Raw genomic sequence first — 22,384 nt, forward strand, 5'->3', positions numbered from 1 at the left:
CTTTTGTATAAGGTAATAGTTCAATAGTTAACTTTGCAATATAAATTTGTATATAATTCCTTTCAAAGACACAAAATAACGGGGTGTCTATTAATAATTCTATTGTTTTTTATCTCATTCTAAAAAGGAGCTGTATAATATGGACAAAGAAAATCTAATAAGCGAACAGATTAATCACGTCCCATCGTATGCCCTGAATACCCCTAGTAAGGAGCAAGAACAAATGTTAGAAACATCATCTCAAATGAAACATAATCCAAACAATAACAATAATGATAGAAATAAAGATAGCAACCAAGACCTATACGGCACAGACTCACCCATTTCAGATGTAGATAGAACAACAAACAAAACAAAAAATAAAATACAAAGAAAAAACTTAATAACCAGTAAACTAATTTCTTTCTAATAAAAAAATAATCATCAGGTCAGAAGCAAACGCCAAAATTAAAGATTGTTCCTACATACTTACTGAAAGAACTCTTCTTCAAATGTATGCAAGAAGATAGCCCAACAATAACAGTAAGGAGGACTTTCTTTTCTACGCATACATAGAAAAACGAGCACCCTATCACTATAAATAGGAGTGCTCGTTTTTTTCGTCTATTCCTTTTCTGGCCAAATTTTCGCGTTTGGTTCTAATAACCACTTGTGTTCTTCTTCCATGATACGATCATTCCATGGGTTATTCTCAAGATGTCGAATCATCCAACAAAAATACATTGCATATCCAGGTGCAGTTGCTTGCGGATGGTCTAGTTCACCTGGAATTGTAATAAAGCTATTATGTACAACGCGATAAGCATCCTCACCTACCATTGCACATCCAAATCCCTGCGGCTTGTTAAAGCGATAATAATATACCTCTGGCTGGTCATGGTGATGTGGTGGATAACTGGACCATCGTCCTGGATAAGAAATAACTTCTCCTACTACCATATTAGAATATGCCGCATTATTATAGTCAAAAATTGTACGAATAACACGCTGTGCTGTTCCCTCCCATACTCCTTCTCCAGCTACAACACTTTGACATTCATTTGGAGTATACAACTTGGATGCAAATTTTTGGTCATTATCTGTTTTTTGAACAAGCACTTCACTATCTGAAAGAGCGGTAATTGTAACTTTCACATTTTTAGCTACATGTAAACACCAAGGGTTTTCTTCAAACACAGACTGTCTTTGAATAACTTGTTCCATTCCTTCCCACTCTAAACGTACTGCCCCTTCTAGTAAAAGTACTGCCGTTTCATTCTTACTATCAAATAGCAACTCTTCTTTTCCATTAGACATCTTATATATGCCTATATCCATTAACATATCACTGCATTGACCGTTCATTTCTGTTAATACATTATACCCTTCATTTAATTCACCTAATTTTCCTAACACGGCTTTCTCCCCCTTTTATAAAATAGCTACTCAATCATTCTCTACTTTTGTCAGTTCACTATATTCCGAGTTTCTTCTAACTATCAATGAAGAAAGCTTTTCTGATTATGCTCTGTTTTCACTTCCGAATATTTGCATATGACTTTTAACGTTTTCGTATGCAGCCTCAATAGCATCCTGGTGATACATAAAATAATCTGAATACGGAGTATTTAGGGCGGCAGTGTTAACCGCATTAATTACATTCTGAAATGTGGCTGTTGCTACATTAATTTTTCCAACACCATGTTGAATACATCGCTTGAAATCCTCTGGACTAATGCCAGAGCCGCCATGTAAAACGAGTGGGATATGGACTACCTCATTAATCTCTTGTAGGCGGTCTAATCGTAAATTAGGATCGCCATTGTACATACCATGCGCATTTCCAATTGCAACAGCTAACGCATCTACGTCTGTTTCTTCAGCAAATCGTTTTGCTTCTGTAGTGCTTGTCAGCAACATTTCAATATCTTCTGATCCGTCCTCACTACCACCTACTCTGCCAATCTCAGCCTCTACCGTCGCTCCGTATTGTTTTGCAAGCGCTACAATTTCTTTTGTCTTTTTAATATTCTCTTCTAATGGATAGTGCGAGCCATCAAACATAACTGAACTAAAACCAATTTCTAACGTCTCTCTAATCTTTTCAAACGTCATACCGTGATCAAAGTGAACTGCTACTGGGACAGTCGCATTTTTCGCCGCAGCAACCATCAAAGGACCAATCATATGAATTGGCGAATGATTCAAACGAACTTCCGCAATTTGTAGAATAAGGGGAGAACGTAACTCTTCTGCTGCTTGAATAGCTCCCATTACCATTTCCATATTAGCAACACTGAAAGCTCCGACTCCATAACTCTCTTGATTTGCCTTAATTAAAATATCCTTCATTTGCACTAATGGCATTGCACATTCACCTTTTTCAATATTATTTATTAAATGGAGAACCAAACGTCTCGCTTTTTTTCTCCTCATGTAATCTCACCATGCGGAAATTAAAGACCTGCTTTTTCATGTATAAATTTTCGGGCTTTTAATGCGTATTCAAAAGGATTCGCTAAAGTTTGTTTATTAGACATCTGATGTCCATATGCAAGACTCATTACAACCAGAACATGCAGAAATGTCTATAGTTCTTTCTCCCATTTACACCAACTCACAGTAATCTCTAATTATTTATTGTAATTCCTAATATTAAGATGTAAAATAACATTATCTTATATGCGCTTAAGATAGATCGGAATAAGAAAAGGAACCCTTCTGGGTTCCTTTTTCTATGCAAAATAAAAAGCATTCTATTTAAATGCTCTGTGCTCTTATTTTTTTCTATATAACACTAATTCCTATTGCTATAAGGATACCTCATACAATACATACTAACCCTACTAATATTGATAACTCTGGTAACCCAAAATGTCCAAGTATCATACATAGAATTAAGCCTATGATATACAAAGACTTCTATGCAATTTATCCGTTCATTTTCCCTAGCTATATAGGACGTAGTTATACGATAATTAAGACTCCTAATACAATTAAAGCACGCACTTTCTTCAAAGTTAATCCTTTTTGCTTGTCCTTTTACTGTCTCGATAATTAAAACTACCCCTTTCCTCTTTATAAAATCAAAAATATTATAACCAAATCTAGTTACTGGTCTATCTTGCAATTTTTTAAATATGGCACCGTTATATTTTTCATCCACAAAAATATATCTTTTAAACCTATTATATTTATATATAATTAAAATAGGTTTCAATATACTTATTAAGATAATATATCGTTTTTAAGGAGGAAATGTTTTGAAAAGAAAATTAGTTGAATTATGCTCAGCACTATCTATTAGTACCTTAACAATACTTGGAGTTGGACATTATACCGCTCATGCTGAAGAAGCCTTTGCTGATGTACCACAAAACCACTGGTCATATACAGCGATACATGACTTAAAAGAAAAACAAATCCTATTTGGATACGGAAATGGGATCTTTGGATTTGGAGATGATGTAACACGAGAACAAGTAGCCATCCTTATGTACAATTACCTCAAACCAGAAAATAAAGAAACATATACTAACCCTTATTTAGATATCAATTCTCTCACAACCCATTACTCAAAAGAGATTTTATCTCTCACAAACTTAGGAATATTCACTGGAGATGAACATGGTAACTTCCGCCCTAAGGATACTTTAACACGTGCTGAAATGGCTTCTGTATTAACGAAGGCATTTCAGCTAAAAGCAACGGGAGCATTTACTTTTAAAGATATATCGAATGGATTTTGGGCAAAAAATGCAATTCATGCTATTCATTCCAACCATATTGCGGAAGGCACAGGTAACAATAACTATAGTCCATATATGAAGGTATCTAGAGAACAGTACGCACAATTTATTTATAATGCTATGAACAGGAATAATAAACAAGGTAATAATAATTTACCGCTTATTCTTGTTGAAGAAGTTGGAGAAATTGGAGAGTCCCATGTTACTAATGGAGGAACAATATTTAAAGGATAAAATGCACTAATACAATATTTATAATTAACCATCGATATCCACTTTCGAATAATACACCGAAAGTTTGTTAATACTATATAAAACCAAGTCTCCAATTCCCCTGGAGCTGAGCAGTTAGTTCATTCTAACTGCTCTTTTTATTTTTTATCGTCACCCTTCCATAGTACCTCCATATGTTGTATAGAGATATCTCCTTCTAAATTGTCATTGATGCCTCTTTCAAGTCCTAATACACACCTTAAAAAGAGCACTTTGCATGTCACTCATCCTACAATGAATTGAGATTTTAACCTACGAATAATTTATGTGATTATTTCCAATTATGAGAATAGATTGGTAACAGCCAATCTATTCTCATAATGAATCTCTGATTTTCTTGAATTCTCCCTGAGGCAAGACGGCTATTTTTAATAGCCGTCTTGCCTGTATGAATTATAAATATTTGCACATACTATTAACGGAATGGTTGAATCATTGTCATTGAAAATGTTCAGCACTTCCGCTCCTTAAGAGAACAGTCTACGCAACTGTTCTCTTTCCTATTTCCTTTTTTCACGCATATAATCTGACAAGCATTATTAACTCCCCTTACAATCAATCGCATTGCAACATTCTCAACGTTGCCTCAACAAATTCTCAATATTTTTCATGGACAACAGCACACTTTCTCAACAGTTTTAATATCTTAATATTAGATACTGAAAGGAGATGTTGAAAAATGACTTGGTTCATTATTTTAGGGTTTATGCTTATTTTAATAATAAGCGGTTTTCATGCACATAGTATTCATATCATTTTCAAAATAGGTTCAGATACAAAAGCTGTGCCAAGTTGGGCTTTCGTTAATAAAATAAATTTCCAAACATTAAAAGAATTAATAAAAGGACTAAATAAGGATAAACTTAAGATCCTTACAATAGGAGAACTTGTTATTCCTTTAAGTTTCTTTAATAGATTATTTAGCAAAACATTAATTTTTCTATTCCTATTCTTTTACTCTCAATACTTAAACTAATGTAAAATGAGTTGAGTTAAAGAATAACAATTACTGAGCGTAGCAAGCGAACGATTGATCGCCTATGATGAACTGGACCTGAAGAATTAAACAAAAAATTAAGCGGCTGTTTGAATGTGAGTCCGGTATGATACTGGACTCATTCTTTTTAACCGTACTTTGATTTTTTTCGATTGTAATGAACTATATAATTATCCTAATACTATCTTAATCTGTTCCATACCTTCGAATTTTGTAAAATAAATTACTTTTGCTTTATCTTGTTCTGTAATTCCATCTCTTTTTGAACGAAGGCCTTTAACTTTTTTAAGTAATCAATTTCCATACGTAAACATTCATTTTCATCTTTTAATGCCTCTATAGCCTCTTCAATAACTGCATTATCTAACTTCGATCTTGTATTTATAATTGCCATAGCTGGACCCCCTTTCCTCTTTTATATAGGAAATCCATTTCTTATATAAAATATACTCCCCTTCATCTACGCACTATTTCAATGAATTCCTTAACAAAAACGATTCATTTATTTCCTTTGTTTTTAATCCATTTCTAAACATTTCAGAAATACCCTTTGAAAAATCCCGCTATATTCATTCCATAGTTCTCTCCCCTAAATGAATCCTAGTACATATTATCCCCAACACATTGATAGGTTTTAATTGTATTTTTAACAAAATCTTCTTACATTTAAATAGACATGCCACTTTAATCTGTCAACTCCACCTATATTGATAAATATAAAAAAACAAATTTATTTGACATTTTGGTGACTTCTAACAGGAAAATATATACATTAAATGAAACCTGATATATCGTTAATTTGTAAGTTGTAGTTAGTTGGCCAACTTTTCATACAATTTAATAATTTAAAATATGGGGGATCTAAAACGAATCAAGTATTATGGAAAAGTAAGAAAAAAATGATGTATCTAGTTGGTTCACTTCTAATTTCTCTATCAATGTTTTCAACTACTAGTTTTGCAGCTACAGAAGGTGCTGTAAAAAGTGTTACAAATAGTACTTATACCGGAATTGCAGCTGATATAAATCTACCAAAATCAGTTGTTGTTAAAGATGGGTATGTGAATTGGTATTTAGGTATTGGAGCATCTAAAGTTGAGGGTGGTATTTCCAAAACACCAAGTGGATATAAAGTATTTCTAAATTCAGGGTATAATGAATCAGGTCAAAACAGTAAGTATTGGAACACACAGTATGATGAATCAATTAAAGATGGTGACCGAGTAAACCTTAAACTCGTTAATAACGGAAATGGTACGGTTACTATGTATGTAAATGGAAACCCTAGATATGCAAATCAGCCTGTATATGGCTCATTTTCTCAATATGAACCAGTAAAAATGGTTCAGGGGGTTGAAGATACTGGACGTAACTCCTTTAGCCAAGCTAGCTTTTCAAATGTACTTCTAAGAACAGATACATCAGGGGCTACCTACAAAAGTTGGAACAGTTCAATTTCTTCCTCATTTTCAAGACACGGTACTTATGGTAACAATTTCACAGTTTATTCTCAAGTACCATTAAGTGCAAGTTTACGTTAAGAATGCTTTTAAAATAATAATGTTTTGTAAAAAAAGTAGTTGCACTTGCAGCTACTTTTTCTATAGAGTACATTGTAATAGATATCCGTGCCAATATAAATACCATCTTTCAACCTTTTCAAAAAACAAGCTGTTTATATAAACCACATATTCCTTATAGATTTCTAAATTTATTATTGAATCTCGATTATATCCTTGTTTTAATAACTCCTCTGAAAATGTATCTCCTGAATTTTTTATACACTTTACTTTCATATACAAGCTCCTATCAACCAAAAATTAATCTTCACATTTAAAATCAACAAAATTGATAAAATAAAAACCGCAGAAATTAAATATTTCCGCGGTTTTATGTCTACTTAAGGCTCTTTCTCCTATTTTACAATAATATAGAATTTACCTGTCATCTCTTCTTGAGTATCTTGAAATGTTTCTAAAATCAAATCTGCTTCTTCACTTAACATATTCTGGCTTTCTTTAAAAAATTCCCATTCTATTGTTAAAGGAAGAGTAACCCATGCTGTTAAGCAATCCCATAACGCATTTGCATTCTCACCATAGTAATCTGGAAGATCTAATTTGTTCTTTAATGTTTTATGCAGTACATCTTTACTTGTAAACATCCGCCCATCTAAATGTATTTTTTCCATAACTAAAATCCTTTCTACTTTATTTCAGTAAACGTTTTGTAATAATCTGAGGTCTTATACACCGATCCATCAATAGAATAAAGAATTCTATCATTACCTCAATACCCTGGTATATAATTTCTATCCGCTTCATACCAGGTGCTACCTCATGCAAATTATCTTCTTTTCCCTTCCAACCTAATGATTAAGCTTGCTCTTTAGTAATATACTTATTCGGGAGTTTTTTATTTTCTTTAACGCACTTAGTAACTTCATCTATATTTACTAGAATATATACTCTAATTTATATACCAAAAACAAATTCAAGAATATTCCAACTGTTCACCATGTATATATCTAATAATATAAACTGAAATGGAGGAGTCCGTACATAATGGAATATAGATTATTAGGTAACACAGGATTAATAGTTTCAGAGATAGGATTTGGTTCTTGGGCGATTGGTGGAGATGAATGGGGAGTAGTAAAAGATAATGAATCCATTGATGCAATCAATAAAGCAATTGACCTAGGGGTTAATTTTATTGACACTGCTGACGTTTATGGATTAGGTCATAGTGAAACACTCGTTGCAAAAGCTATAATTAATCGTAGACAGGATATCATTCTTTCTACAAAAGGTGGATTAATTGGTCATCATTATGACCCAAATCAACCAGCCGTTTATGGAGATCCTCAAAAGATTATTGATGCGTTTGATGCTAGTTTACTGCGGCTTAAAACTGATTATATAGATGTGTACTTTTGTCATATTTGGTGGGATAAACCTGAAGAAACAGAAGCCTTTCTACAGGCTTTCCAAGCCTTAAAAAAATCTGGTAAAGTGAGAGCAGTTGGCGTTTCTACTAATAATTTAAATTATATTAAACATTTTAATCAGAATGCTGATTTAGATGTTGTGCAATTTGATTATAGTATTTTAAATAAAGAACCTGAAAAAGACATCCTTCCTTATATTGAAAAACATAATTTAGGTGCTGTGATAAGAGGTCCACTTAAGATGGGGATTTTAACAGGGAAATTTAATCATGAAACCCAATTTCCAGACGATGATTTAAGAAAAGATTGGCCCAAAGAAAAGTGGTTTAAAGATAGCTTAAACAAAGTAGAGAAATTACGTTCACTTGTACGATCAAATCGAAGTCTAGCGCAAATCGCCTTACGTTATGTTTTAAGTCACTCAGCTGTTTCAGTTGCTATTCCTGGTGCAAAAAACTCTCCTCAGGTTGAAGAAAACTCTTCACACCTAACTCGTCCATTATTATTAGATAATGAAATTGAATTTATTAAAAAACTTTAACGTATTCCCCGAAAGAATTCTCCTTCCTCAAGCGTGTGAAGGGCGTAGCCCAATGATAGGTGGGAGATGAATTTCGGTTTGGTATAGCCAAAAACTTTTGATAAACTAGCTATATGAAGTTCTTTGATAACTTGATATAGAAGGTTGCAGGAAGAAAATAGAGTGCGAAAACCAAGCCATTCGGTTCCTGCGTAAAATATCAACCGTACCAAAAGAGCATCCTTGCGTTGGACTAGGGGTGGAACACCCCGAAGTAACGCTCAGGGAGACGAAAGGTTACTTTCGTCGTGGAACTGAGAAGCTCCCACTTCAAGCTTTGCTAAGTGGCGAGTAGTTCACCAAGTCTTTTATTCTTCCATAAAAATCATGCTAATTTAACTACTAATTCATCCTCTATTCCATATGTCTATCTACTCTTCATCAAAGAATCTAATTGAAAATTTACAATAAAAGTAAATAACCGTTTTATATGAAGATTACTTAGGGAAAGTGAGTGTATTTTACTGGTTTCTCCTTTCTTCTCATTATCCTTAAGGTTTTTTTTAGTCTATTTCTCCTACGTTCCTGCTAGATAACATGTCCACTAATCATTAACAATCTGTATAACTGTATAAAGACTCTCCCAAATTACTAAAGGAATCTCCTTCCCCCTATCGAATTATTTGTAGAGGAAAGGAGAGGAATACATGGAAATTCTAGGATTAGACCCTCGCGCATTAGCGACTTTAGGTGCACTTGAATACACCAATCGTCGCAATAAATTAATCGAAGACTCGGAGAATAACATATACGAGTGTAAAGAAATTAAAGAAATACTTCAATCACTCCCTAAAGAGAAGCAGATTGAGGTTCTTGAGAATCAAGCTTACTTTGAAGCAGTGGCAAAGATGATTGAACAAAACAATTTAATTCTTTTAGAACAGATGAAAGCTCTACAGCTAATTCAGAAATAACAAACTTATGATTAATTAATTCTACATATGCTTCCATAAATAATGTATCTGTATTTATACCATCAGCCTCTGTTTTTACAGGGGCTTTTGTTATGTGTTGATTCATATTTTGAATTTGAATTGTTTCTTTCACATGTATGAATAGATCTTCTAATAAACCTGGTGTAGACTCTAATTCCTGCTTTTCAATTTCCTCTGTGACGGCACTGATAAATTCCCATAGTACTTTTGCACCTAGTAGTTCTGCTAAACGTTTTTCACGCATTTCAAAAGTTTTCATGTTCATATTTAACCACTTCCTTCTCCTTTCGAAATAAAAAAGAAGAGACTGCTCCTCTCATCTTTTTTCACCTTCTTTTGTATTTTGAAATCCAAAATTCTTATTTCCCCACTACAATTCTTAATAATTTAAGATAATCTATCACATCCTTGCTAGTTGATTACTTATCCTATTCCCACAACGCAAAAAAACCTTCCAGGAATACATTCGTATTACAAATTAGCGTATATGCGTTATACACTTCCTTGTAATGAATCGTAAACCCGAAAGGTTTGTGATTATTTAACAATGATTAAAAAGGAAAAATTTTCTTGAACTTATTATATAATAAGTTCATTTCTATTTTAGTTAAAGAAAACGACATATTCATACTTTCTTATAGAAGGACTTCCTTGACGCTACTCTCTATTGAAGACTAAAAGTAATATATGATAGTTTACTTTCATACGCTGACTAAAAGCCGCCCTTTTCCAATGATTTCACCTAAAAAATTTCTATGTTTTTTTAATTACTTTCCTTTAAAATAGCTCATTTCTCATATTCCCAATCAGCTTTTTAAAGTATAACTTTGTTTTAAAAAATTTGCTACAGAACCACTACCAGTAACACTCGTCATATAAGCAATTATTTGTTGTATATATTCACTATTAATAATAGGCCATTGAACACCTAATAATTTTAGCTTTTTTTGAGTTTCAGTCGAATCAAGCTTTATTGGTTTATAACAATTATCTTTTGGCTCTTCAAATGTCATGAGATTTTGAATATCTTCCTGTTTCTTTTTATCTTTAGATAGTTCTAAAATAAATTGCTGATACTCTGTTTCAGAAATTACTTTAATTGGATATCCCATTGAATTTAGTAACTTTACAAGTTCCTTTAAATTTAACGTAAGATGATTGTATATATGATTTACGCAATCTTCACTATTTTCATGCACTTCATTTGATGTTACAAACCCTGTGATAATTTTGCTGCAATAATCTACAGGTGTAAATTCAACTTCACTTGATAATAATACATCTGTCACGATACCATATTGTAATATAAATTTTAATTTGCTCATAAATGCATTTTCGGTGAAGTTATATTGATGTTGTCCATCAATATATCTATTTGTAAGATTTCCTACTCTATAAATAGTAGCATCTGTTCCCCTTAATATTGCCTTGAACACTTCATATTCTGCTAAAAATTTACTTTTCACATACACATTATCTTTGTAATTTTGTTTTACATAAAAATCGCTTTCTTTATATATTATTTCCTTTTCACTTAATACAAATTGTCCTGCTACACCAGTCGTAGATATATGATGTAAATCCTTAGTATCACCAACAAAGGCAAGAAGTTCTTTCACCGCCTGGACATTCGCTCTTTCAAATTCACTATACTCGCCAAAATGTTTTGTTAAAGCCGCAGCATGAATAACAGTTGAGATTTGTTGATGAAGCTCCTTATATAATGCGTTTTCTAATCCCATATTTTGTTTAGCTAAATCACCTTGCACAATAAAGATACGCTGATTTACTAAAGATTGATATCTTACAAATTTGTTTTTAAAATAAAATTGTAACATGTCTAATAAACGATTTTTCGCCTCTAGTTTATTTTCCCCACGAACTAAACAATATATCTTACATTCTGTAGTATCCAATAGTTGTTCTAGTAGATGTATACCTAAGAATCCTGTAGCTCCTGTTAAAAGTATTTTGCTATTATTACTAAATGCAAATCTTTTTGTTTCCTTTAGCTTCTTCGGAGGTGTTAACAATTTAATATCTAATGTATCTGAATGTGAATTTACTCTATATCCATATTGAATTTTTTTAGCTATATTATTAATAGTTTTTAATTCAAAGTAATCTTTAATAGTTACATTCCAGCCTTCAGAAAATGTTTTTACTAAAGTACTCATAATTTTTAAAGAGTGCCCACCTAGTTCAAAAAAATTAGCGTTTATCCCAATGACAGAGGAGTCAATCCCTAATACCTCTGACCAAATTTCTACCAATTTTCTCTCTACTCTATTCCGAGGTGCTATATACCCATCGCTTGTTTGTATAATAGAATCCCATGCAGGTAAAGCATTTTTATCTACCTTCCCATTAACAGTTAACGGCAATGATTCTATCTTGATAAAATGAGCCGGTACCATATAATTTGGAAGATGTACCTCTACATGTTTTCTCCACTCTTGTATATCTCCTTCACCTACAATATAGGCTACTAAGATTTTATCTCCAAATGTATCTTCTTGCGCTACCACAGTAACTTCTTTAATGTCTGGATGTTTTCCTAATATTGTTTCAATTTCACCTAACTCAATTCGAAATCCTCTAATCTTAACTTGTTTATCAGCTCTCCCTATATATTCTATATTTCCATCAGGTAAATATTTAACTAAATCACCTGTCCGATATAATCTATCATTTGAGCTATTCTTGAATGGGTGTGGGATAAATGATGCTTTTGTTAATTCAGGTTGATTTAAATATCCTCGTGCTAATGCGATACCTCCTATATAAAGTTCACCCACTGTTCCAATAGGGACAAGTTTTTGAGCTTTATTTAATACATATACCTCTACATTGGGAATAGATCGACCAATAGGTGGTGTCCCTTCACCACTATAAATTTCTATAGTAGCAACCGATGCCTCTGTTGGACCATATGCATTAATAAAGAGGTGATTTTTCACCCACCGTTTTGCCACTTGTTCACTACAGACTGAACCCGCAGAAATAACAGTTTGTAATTCCTCAAATTTAGATTCATCTAACAAATTAAGTACCGTAGGTGGTAAAAATGCATGCGTAATTTTATTTTCTAGCAAAAACTGAGTAAGTGGTTCAACTGGCATAATATCTTGTTGACCACATACATATAAAGTTCCACCCGACACCAGAGTTGCGAATATATCATATAGTGAAACATCAAATGCAATTGAAGAAAACTGAACTACCTTACTACTCGTATTTAATTTTGTAAAATCAATGCTGGCATTAATAAAATTGCATAGACCTTTTTGTGCATAAAGGACACCCTTTGGATTTCCTGTGGATCCAGATGTATAGATTACATATGCTAAATTATCTGGTTTAACTTCAATTGTAGGATTTGTATTTTTTTCTCTCGAAATATTCATTTCATGTTCTTTTATATCAATACAGTCTATTTCTTTAGGTATCCACTGTGTTAGATGACTTTGTGTTAGCAATACTTGTATGTTGGCATCTTTCAAGATATATTCAAGTCTCTTTGTTGGATAGGCTGGATCTAGTGGGACATATGCGCCACCAGCTTTTATTATTCCTAATATACTTACAATCATCTCTAAAGAACGTTCTATATAAACCCCTACCATACTTTCAGGTCCTACGTTTCGTTTCTGTAGATAAAAAGCTAATTGATTTACTTTTTCATTTAATTCCTTATAAGTTAACTGTTGTTCTTTATATACCAACGCAACAGAATTCGGATTCTGAATCACTTGCTGTTCAAATAACTCTTGAATCACCACATCTTTTTGATAATTCCCCTCTATGTTAGTCCATTCATGTAATAATTGCTTTTCTTCCTTCCTAGTAATTATTCTTAAATTCTCAATAGGTTCCTCCGGAAATTGTAAAATTTCATCTAGCCAAATTTCAAAAGATTGAGCCATTCTTTTTATTGTAGAAACCTTAAATAAGTCTGTATTATATTCAAAGTCCACTTGTAATCCTGTTGGTACCTCTTCCATTGCTATAGTTATATCAAACTTTGCACCATTCATATGTCTAGGCATTTTTTCTACGCTATGATCTAATAATTTTGGTAACTCTTTTAATTGATTATGAAAAACAAACATTGTCTGAAATAGTGGAGAATAACTCATATCACGTTCTGGTTGTATGGCTTCTATAACTTTTTCAAAAGGAACGTCCTGATTTTCTTGTGCATCTAACATTTTTTTCTTTATCTGTTGGACCAATTCTTTAAATGTTATATTATTTGAGCAATCTGCACGATAGACTACAGTATTCGCAAAGAATCCAATAAGATCTTCAACCCCTGGATAATTCCTATTAGCAATCGGGCTGCCTACTAAAATATCTTTTTGATTTGTATAACGAGAAAGAAACCCTTGATAACTTGCTAATAACGTGGCAAATAGTGTAACACCTTCCTTATAATTAAATACCTTTATTTTTTCTAACAATTTATTGGGTATGACAAATTGATACGTATCTCCATTATAGCTTTGTATTGTTGGACGAGGATAATCAAATGGGAGTTCCAATATAGGAAGGAAGCCACGTAATTCATTCCTCCAATATGCTATTTGTTTTTGTATTATGTCTTCTGTTAACCAGCTTTTTTGCCACTTTGTAAAATCAATATACTGAAAAGGTAAAGGGGAAAGCTTATCAGTTTCGTCTTCCAAAAATGCATGATAAAAACTCATCCATTCATTAATAAAAGTATCTAATGACCAGCGATCAAAAATAATATGATGGACGGTACAAAGAAGTACTAACTCTTCATTGTCCATTATTATTAAATGAGCACGCAATAAAGGCCCTTGGCTTAAATCAAATGGCTTTTCAGCTTCTATTTTCGATATTTTATCCATTTTCGATATTTTATCTTCTGGAGAAAGATAACATAAATCAATTACTGATAAGGGAACTGTTATATCTTTTTGAACAATTTGCACTGGTTTTCCGTCAACTTCTTGAAATACTGTCCGTAAAATTTCATGGCGATGTATCATTGCAGCATATCCTTTTTTTAACATGTCAACGTTCCATTTCCCTTTTAAACGCCATGCAATCGGGACATTGTAAAGTGCACTATTTGTTTCAATTTTATCCATTATCCATAAACGTTGTTGAGCAAAAGATAATGGTTCATATTGTTCACGTTTTACTGATTGTAACGGTGTTAAAACATCGCTTCCCACCATTTTTCCCAATAAAAATGTTAAACGTTTTGAGAAACTTTTAATAGTAGGGTATTCAAATATATCACGTACTTGTATTAGAATTGAAAAATCAACACCTAAACGTGAAATTATTTTAGTTGCTAAGAGAGAATGTCCACCTAACTCAAAAAAATTAGCGTTTATCCCAATGATAGAGGAGTCAATCCCTAATACCTCTGACCAAATTTCTACCAATTTTCTCTCTACTCTATTCCGAGGTGCTATATATCCCTCGCTCGTTTGTATAATAGAATCCCATGCGGGTAAAGCATTTTTATCTATCTTCCCATTAACAGTTAACGGTAATGATTCTATCTTGATAAAATGAGCCGGTACCATATAATTTGGAAGATGTATCCCTACATGTTTTCTCCACTCTTGTATATCTCCTTCACCTACAATATAAGCTACTAAGATTTTATCTCCAAATGTATCTTCTTGCGCTACCACAGTAACTTCTTTAATGTCTGGATGCTTTCCTAAGATTGTTTCAATTTCACCTAACTCAATTCGAAATCCTCTAATCTTAACTTGTTTATCAGCTCTTCCTATATATTCTATATTTCCATCAGGTAAATATTTAACTAAATCACCGGTCCGATATAATCTATCATTTGAACTATTCTTGAATGGGTGTGGGATAAATGATGCCTCTGTTAATTCAGGTTGATTCAAATATCCTCGTGCTAATGCGATACCGCCTATATAAAGTTCACCAACTGTTCCCATAGGGACACGCTTATGATCTTTATTTAATACATATGCCTCTACATTTGGCATGGGCCGACCAATAGGAGGTGCTCCATCTCCTTTATATATTCCCGCGACAGTATAAACTGTGGTTTCTGTTGGACCATACGCATTAATAAAAAGGTGATTTTGCATCCAGCGTTTTGCAACTTTTTCACTACAGGCTGATCCTGCAGAAGTAACAACCTGTAAATCTTTAAATACAGATTCATCTAACAAATTAAGTACCGTAGGTGGTAAAAGTGCATGTGTAATTTTATTTTTTTGCAAGAACTGAGTAAGTGGTTCAACTGGCATAATATCGTGTTGACTACATACATATAAGGTTCCACCTGAAACTAGGCTAGTAAATATCTCAAATACTGAAGCATCAAATGATAATGAAGCAAATTGAATATTTTTACTGTCTGCATTCATTTTTGTTAAATTAATACTAGAAATAATAAAATTACATAAGCTCTTTTGTTCAATTAATACCCCTTTGGGTTTTCCTGTAGATCCAGATGTATAGATTACATATGCCAAATTATCTGGTTTAACTTCAATTGTAGGATTTATACTTTTTTCTTTCGAAATATTCATTTCATGTTCTTTTATATCAATACAGTCTATTTCTTTAGGTATCCACTGTGTTGAATGGCTTTTGGTTAGCAATACTTGTATATTGGCATCTTTCAAGATATATTCAAGTCTCTTTGTTGGATATGCGGGATCTAGTGGGACATATGCACCACCAGCTTTTATTATTCCTAATATACTTACAATCATCTCTAAAGAACGTTCTATATAAACCCCTACCATACTTTCAGGTCCTACGTTTCGTTTCTGTAGATAAAAAGCTAATTGATTTACTTTTTCATTTAATTCCTTATAAGTTAACTGTTGTTCTTTATATACCAACGCAACAGAATTCGGATTCTGAATCACTTGCTGTTCAAATAATTTTTGAACATAATGTTCTGATTTATCAGTAATTTTAAGGTTAATATTCATTATATCGCTCCTTTAATATCATATTTAGCAGTAATCATAGTACTCATATATCTTGATTTACTCTTTCTTAAAATCTAGAATATTATCAATAGATATATAAAACAGGATTAGGTTCCGAAAATTTGATTATTTAATTTATTATCTTCATTAAACGGGTAATTGTTATATTTCTAAACATTAGGGTTAATTTTATCCACCCTTAATACGGTTTATTTCACCGACTAATCAAAATTTTTATATCGCATTTAAAAAATTAATGAACATAAAAACTTTTAGAAAATCCTAAAGGTTTTTATGTTCACTATTAATTTTATTACCCATAGCAATCATTAATTTTTTAGGGTATACACTTAAATATAAAAAATATTATTACTTACAAAATCATGCTTCTGTAATAGAGCTATTATTTACTTGATCGTTTTTAACATATAAAAATTTATTCATAAGTAGTGAAACAATAACTGGCAAAATACCAATAACAAACAAAGTAAACATAAATGTTGTATTAGCAAATAACCAACCAACTAAAAATGAACCTATTCCCATACCACCTATAATTAAAACATCAATAGCTGCAAATACTCTTCCCGAAGCATTGTCAGGAGTCTCTTCCTGAATAATAGTCATAATAGGTGCTTCCGGCAACATAGTAAAAATACCTATAAATAAAACTGCTAAATATGCCACGAAAACATGATTTATTCCACCACAAATAATACAAGCAATAAAAGAACCTAATACGCTTATCCAAATTATAAAAGTAAGATTTTTCTTACCAAAGTGTCCACCTAATAAAGTTCCGATAACACAACCTAATCCATTAATCGCTAAATAATATCCCGTACCTGAACCTTCTTGTCCAGTTATATCAGCAAGATATGGAACAAAAACAAAGACTGATCCAACAACTATATGAATAAAGCATAAAATAATAGAGACAGAAAAAATCTTTTTATTGAATAAAATAAATTTAAATCCCTCTACAATATTATTTAGAGAATCTGAAATTTTAACCTTTTGTTCAGTTTGCAACAATCCATCAAAATTTTGATTGATAGATTTTGGTATAAAACACACTAAAACTAAACAAATTAAATATACTAGAACATTAATTAAAAACGCCCAAAATAAATCGTTTAAACCAACCAATACGCCTCCAATAATAGGAGCTATCATAAGAGAAATTGTACCTAATGAAGTCGTAAGTGTATTCATTGCTAATAATGAATCCTTATCAACTAATTTTTTACCAATTGTCAATCTAATAGGGTAATCTATAGTTCCTACAAACACCTGAATTAAGGAAACTAGAAGAAACACATATAAAGAATTAATTTTTAAGAAAGAAAATATAATAAGCATTGTCATAGATAGTACATTTAAAAGATTTATAAAAATAATTATTTTTTTCCTCGGAAATCTATCAATTATATAACCAGATATGGGTGAAAAAAGTATATATGGAATTTGTCTTGTAAGACCAAATATCGCAACTCCTGTAGTTCCAAATTGCTGATAAATCAAAGCGGTCATTGCAACTACATAATTCCAATTCGCAATACTTGTTAAGAAACCGGAATATAAAAAACTTTGAAAACCGGGAAAATGAAACGTTTGCTTCAAATACTTAAATAAGTTCATAAACTCTCCTTAAGAATAAATTAATAAAAACTCGCTCAATTCTTGTTTAATTTCATCAAAAAAGATTTTCCCTAAATTAGAAAACTCAGCTTCGTTTTCTAAAATCTCCACACCTTTTTCCAATCTCAAAATAAATTCTTTTTCCAAGTTATCCATTGTTATTTTTTCCTCTTCAGATAAAACAACTTCAGATTCTTTTATTTTAGAAAATACTTTTAAAACTCTCCATAACACATATGTAGCATGTAACGTACCATTTAACCAACGTTTATCTTCTCTTAAAGGAGAATCTGCTTTTTTAGTTAAATTTTCAATCATTCTTCCAAATGTTTGTTTAACCATTAATGCTTGATGTCCACTTTCATGTATTAAAACATCAACAAAATTCATAGCATTCCAACCTGGTTTATTTTTCAAAAATATTGCCCCAAATGAATATGCTCCAGTAGCCGAAGTAAAATTATCACCATTAGAATCAATCACAACAATCTTTTTTGATAATAATTTTATTTGTTTATAAGCTTCTGGCCAAGCCTTTTCAATAATACTTAAAGCTCTATTAATTAATTCACATTCTTCTGTAGTTGGAACATTCATTTTCAACACAATTTCTCTATTTAAATCTTTTGAATTACTTTCAGATAAAATATCAAGTGAACGACTAACCCAATGATTATCATTTATAGAATTAAACCATGACTTATCTTGTTCTGAGATAGCAAGATTTTCCTTTAAAAGCTCAACATTTTCAGGATCACGATAAATTGACCAAGCCATAGCTGGATGGTATTTTAACTCATCTGAAAAATCTATTTCATACTTACTTAATAATTCTTTATATGTATCTAAAAGGGCTAATAAAAATTCATTTGCTTCATATTTCAACTTAGATTCCTCTAGAGTAATAGTAAATATGTCTTCTATTCTTTCCATTAATTAAACATCTCCTATCAAATATTAGATTAATAAATTATATAGAACACGATTCACATAATTCATTTTTCAACACATCCTCTGTTCTTACAATATCACCTGTTTTAAAAGTTAAAACTTTATTTTTAGTTAAAGGCTCATATGTACCTGTTAACCAAGAAAACCATTCTAAAAACTGATAATGTGATGATAATGTAATTCCTGAAACAACAGAAGGATACTTTCTTCCTCGTTTCTTTTGCATCCCAATAATTAAATCCTCATAATCACTTTTGTCTAAATTTTGTCTTATATATTCTTCATAGCATGTAAAACAAGCTGTTTCTTCTGGTATAAATAATGGACCAATCTGTTGAGCAAAGCTTCCTATATAAGGAATTTTCAACTTTATACACGCTTCATTTACCCACCTATTCAATATAAATCTTGGTTCATCAGCTTCTACAAAAATAAAATCAAGACCATCAGCAAACGAATAAACATCTTCTAAATTTTCAACATAACTATTAATACATTCCACATTAACATCTCTATTAAATGAATTTATTCTCTCTTTAATAATTTCGGCTTTAAATTCACCAATTTGATTTTCATCATAAAAAATTTGCCTAACTAAATTCGAGGATTCAATTTTATCTCCATCCATTAATTTAAGATAACCAACACCAGTAGCTCCAAGCATCATTGCTAATAAACTACCCGTTCCTCCCATGCCTATAATTCCAACTTTGGCATTTCTAATTTTTTCAAAAGCTTCCCAGGGATTATTTTTTAAATCCGGAAAATTTTCAAACAAATCAATTAAAGTAAAATACCGATCATATTGTTCATTAGAAAGCCATTCTGGAACCTTTCTTTTATTACATTCAACTACAATTCCATTTTCAGAAAATGTCTCCAATATTTCCTCAATTTCCACTTCTGTTATGTCATAATTTTCCAATCTTAATTCATTAACAATTTGCTTTATATTTTTAGTGCCATCACACTTTTCAAGTAAACATTCAAGTATAGATTCTGCTTTTTCAATTCTCATATGACGCCCCATATGACTGTTTAGAAATATATCTCCATTCGACAGTTTTATAGGCTCAATTGACGATGATACTATAGGGAATTCAATTTGTTTTTTCATTATAGTAACCTCTCTAAAATAAAGTATTGAAAATCTATATAATATATAAACTAAATATTATTCATATTTTGAATCAAAAAATCAGTAAAGGGGCCTAATGTAAATAGGCCCAATTACTATTTTGAATTAAGCGCGTGGCTCGCCAAGTGAAGATGTTAATTCTTCAGCTTTAATGTTAACTTTAACTTTAACTTTTTCCATGATTATCAACTCCTTGTTATGTAATAAAACCTAAATTGTAATAATATACAACACTTAGATTAAGCACGTGGCTCGCCAAGTGAAGATGTTAACTCTTCAGCTTTAATGTTAACTTTAACTTTAACTTTTTCCATGATTATCAACTCCTTTTCTTGTTTTTTTAAAATTATGTTTGCATAATTTTCATACTTGGATTAAGCGCGTGGCTCGCCAAGTGAAGATGTTAATTCTTCAGCTTTAATGTTAACTTTAACTTTAACTTTTTCCATGATTATCAACTCCTTTTCTTGTTTTTTTAAAATTATGTTTGCATAATTTCTACACTTGGATTAAGCACGTGGCTCGCCAAGTGAAGATGTTAATTCTTCAGCTTTAATGTTAACTTTAACTTTAACTTTTTCCATGATTATCAACTCCTTTTCTTGTTTTAAAAAATTATGTTGTCATAATTTCCACACTTGGATTAAGCACGTGGCTCGCCAAGTGAAGATGTTAATTCTTCAGCTTTAATGTTAACTTTAACTTTAACTTTTTCCATGATTATCAACTCCTTTTCTTGTACTCAAAAGCTTATGTTGTAATAATATTCCACACTCGTTCGTTTGTAAATATAAAATATTCAAAAAATTCTTTATTTTAACTTTATAAATAATTTTCTGAATTTAAAGAAAATTATTTATAAAGTTACAGTATGCTATGTGCTTAGATATACTAATATGGGATTTACATGAAGAAATAAATGGTTTTTAAAAATATGAAGAATTGAAACATTAGTCAACCAACTAAATGTATAAACCTTTCAAACAAACAACGGCAGTAAACGAACATTCAAAACTTCCTATTTATAAACCAATCTTTTCAAAATCCATAGTAGATAATTTGTTTTTGGGATTATCAAAATATTTTTGCATTGATTTGGGTTTTATCAAATTTTTCTTCTGCCTGCCAATTGCTTGTTTGGCATGATTATGTAGCTCTTCGACAGATTGCCACACCTTCAATACAATCACTCCTTCAACTTTGGAATCTGATGAAGCTTTTTATGTGTCTAAAGCTAAAAATGCAAATTGAATCTCTTAATATAAGCCTTTTCAAAATCAAATATTGTTAGTTGCTCAGGCATTATAATCACTCCAAGCCCTTACTTTTTATTTTTCAGCTTGATCATAGACTAGTAAAATTGCTTACTGGGGCCTCCGTTTAAATATTTTCAAAATGTTCCCTACAGAAATACCAAATTTCCACATCTCTCGAAAATCATTAATCTATTGGATACTCCACCCATGATTAAATTTCTCTCGCATAATATAATCTACTTCCATTTGACTTAAGCTTCTTTTCGATATTTAGCTAATACTTGTTCTAAACGTTTACGTTCACCTTAGGCGCATTCTTTTGTAAAGCTATTTCCATTGCCTTGAGAACAAGTTGTGAATTTAAATCTTCAATCCCCGTATTATTCCCTTCAGCCACAAATGGTTTACTAACTCCAAAGTTTGCTCGTTGAATGCTATTGGGTTTTCTTCTACTACTTTTCTATCACTTGAGCAACTTACTGCTTCTTTTCCCTTCATATCAAAAACCTTTAAGCTAATTTTTCTCGCTTTAGGTTAGAGCTACCTTGTTAGGTTATTAGGCATAGATCCTTTTTTTTCTTATCCTATATTTCTGACCTTTTAATCTGTCCATTTCCACGAATCACATATTATGAATTCATTTATAAATCACACTTACAAATAAAAAAATAAGAAGATCCATGCGAATAAACGCTTTAGAATCTTCCTATTCCTCCTTATACACCCTTAAAAATAGTTGGCTTATTGCTTTGTATTAGATAATCCCCTTTTTCATTAAACTTACATAGCTGTTATCTCCAATAATGACATGATCTAAAAGAGGTATACCAATAATGTTTCCACACTCCTTTAATCTCTTAGTTACCTCAACATCTTCATGAGACTCCATACTATGTCCTGATGATAGCAATAGGTAAGACTTTGAGGTTATCTCCACCTTTTCCCCTGCTCTACACCGTGCGTG

15 protein-coding genes and 2 pseudogenes are annotated in these 22,384 nt (G+C 31.7%); 5 read left to right on the forward strand and 12 right to left on the reverse strand.

Translation table 11 applies throughout. The features are described from left to right. The first annotated feature begins 139 nt into the window (after window positions 1–139). Window positions 140–409 carry a hypothetical protein gene (locus QCI46_RS28580; RefSeq protein WP_353842047.1) on the forward strand — a complete coding sequence of 90 codons (270 nt, stop codon included), beginning with the start codon at window positions 140–142 and terminating at the stop codon, window positions 407–409. Between the two features lie 194 nt (window positions 410–603). Here QCI46_RS28580 and QCI46_RS28585 read toward each other — a convergent pair whose 3' ends face one another. Together QCI46_RS28585 and QCI46_RS28590 are read right to left on the reverse strand one after the other, a co-directional pair. Then, window positions 604–1,395 (reverse strand): 5-deoxy-glucuronate isomerase, encoded by a 792-nt coding sequence (locus QCI46_RS28585; RefSeq protein WP_353842048.1) that lies wholly within the window; start codon window positions 1,393–1,395, stop codon window positions 604–606. Between the two features lie 105 nt (window positions 1,396–1,500). Next, window positions 1,501–2,346: a class II fructose-bisphosphate aldolase gene (locus tag QCI46_RS28590; protein WP_353842049.1), complete on the reverse strand. Its 846-nt coding sequence runs from the start codon at window positions 2,344–2,346 to the stop codon at window positions 1,501–1,503. 896 nt (window positions 2,347–3,242) lie between these two features. Between QCI46_RS28590 and QCI46_RS28595 the strand changes: the two genes are divergently transcribed. Next, window positions 3,243–3,962, forward strand: coding sequence for an S-layer homology domain-containing protein (locus tag QCI46_RS28595; RefSeq protein WP_353842050.1), 720 nt, complete (start codon window positions 3,243–3,245; stop codon window positions 3,960–3,962). A 718-nt stretch (window positions 3,963–4,680) separates the two neighbouring features. After that, entirely contained in the window at window positions 4,681–4,977 is a 297-nt protein-coding gene (locus QCI46_RS28600; RefSeq protein WP_353842051.1) for a hypothetical protein, read from the forward strand. A 244-nt stretch (window positions 4,978–5,221) separates the two neighbouring features. Here QCI46_RS28600 and QCI46_RS28605 read toward each other — a convergent pair whose 3' ends face one another. Further along, window positions 5,222–5,392, reverse strand: a complete 171-nt coding sequence (locus tag QCI46_RS28605; protein ID WP_353842052.1) for a hypothetical protein — start codon at window positions 5,390–5,392, stop codon at window positions 5,222–5,224. A 505-nt stretch (window positions 5,393–5,897) separates the two neighbouring features. Here QCI46_RS28605 and QCI46_RS28610 point away from each other — a divergent pair. Next, the gene (locus tag QCI46_RS28610) at window positions 5,898–6,539 is read left to right on the forward strand and encodes a hypothetical protein (RefSeq protein ID WP_353842053.1); all 642 of its coding nucleotides are present in this window, start codon (window positions 5,898–5,900) and stop codon (window positions 6,537–6,539) included. Window positions 6,540–6,913: 374 nt separating this feature from the next. Here QCI46_RS28610 and QCI46_RS28615 read toward each other — a convergent pair whose 3' ends face one another. Beyond that, a complete protein-coding gene (locus QCI46_RS28615) occupies window positions 6,914–7,189 on the reverse strand; it encodes a barstar family protein (RefSeq protein ID WP_098215359.1) in 276 nt (91 codons plus the stop codon). A gap of 373 nt (window positions 7,190–7,562) precedes the next feature. Here QCI46_RS28615 and QCI46_RS28620 point away from each other — a divergent pair, with 373 nt between their 5' ends. After that, window positions 7,563–8,489 carry an aldo/keto reductase gene (locus QCI46_RS28620; protein ID WP_353842054.1) on the forward strand — a complete coding sequence of 309 codons (927 nt, stop codon included), beginning with the start codon at window positions 7,563–7,565 and terminating at the stop codon, window positions 8,487–8,489. An 828-nt stretch (window positions 8,490–9,317) separates the two neighbouring features. Here the strand turns inward: QCI46_RS28620 and QCI46_RS28625 are convergent. From QCI46_RS28625 to QCI46_RS28660, 8 genes and pseudogenes are all read right to left on the reverse strand, one after another. After that, window positions 9,318–9,728: a hypothetical protein gene (locus QCI46_RS28625; RefSeq protein ID WP_353842055.1), complete on the reverse strand. Its 411-nt coding sequence runs from the start codon at window positions 9,726–9,728 to the stop codon at window positions 9,318–9,320. 541 nt (window positions 9,729–10,269) lie between these two features. Beyond that, window positions 10,270–16,434 (reverse strand): non-ribosomal peptide synthetase, encoded by a 6,165-nt coding sequence (locus QCI46_RS28630; RefSeq protein ID WP_353842056.1) that lies wholly within the window; start codon window positions 16,432–16,434, stop codon window positions 10,270–10,272. A 381-nt stretch (window positions 16,435–16,815) separates the two neighbouring features. After that, entirely contained in the window at window positions 16,816–18,075 is a 1,260-nt protein-coding gene (locus QCI46_RS28635) for an MFS transporter (RefSeq protein WP_097891355.1), read from the reverse strand. A gap of 9 nt (window positions 18,076–18,084) precedes the next feature. Next, window positions 18,085–19,008, reverse strand: a complete 924-nt coding sequence (locus tag QCI46_RS28640) for an aKG-HExxH-type peptide beta-hydroxylase (protein ID WP_353842057.1) — start codon at window positions 19,006–19,008, stop codon at window positions 18,085–18,087. 37 nt (window positions 19,009–19,045) lie between these two features. After that, window positions 19,046–20,143, reverse strand: a complete 1,098-nt coding sequence (locus QCI46_RS28645) for a ThiF family adenylyltransferase (RefSeq protein WP_353842058.1) — start codon at window positions 20,141–20,143, stop codon at window positions 19,046–19,048. Between the two features lie 1,043 nt (window positions 20,144–21,186). Then, complete coding sequence (locus tag QCI46_RS28650; RefSeq protein WP_157349587.1) at window positions 21,187–21,345, reverse strand: hypothetical protein; 159 nt, start codon at window positions 21,343–21,345, stop codon at window positions 21,187–21,189. A 373-nt stretch (window positions 21,346–21,718) separates the two neighbouring features. After that, window positions 21,719–21,909: pseudogene (locus tag QCI46_RS28655) on the reverse strand (DnaD domain-containing protein); the annotation flags it as partial. A gap of 265 nt (window positions 21,910–22,174) precedes the next feature. Beyond that, window positions 22,175–22,321 (reverse strand): annotated as a pseudogene (locus QCI46_RS28660) (JAB domain-containing protein); the annotation flags it as partial. Window positions 22,322–22,384: the final 63 nt, after the last annotated feature.

Origin of the sequence: Bacillus cereus group sp. RP32 (assembly GCF_040459735.1) — a bacterium.
Lineage (GTDB): Bacteria > Bacillota > Bacilli > Bacillales > Bacillaceae_G > Bacillus_A > Bacillus_A wiedmannii.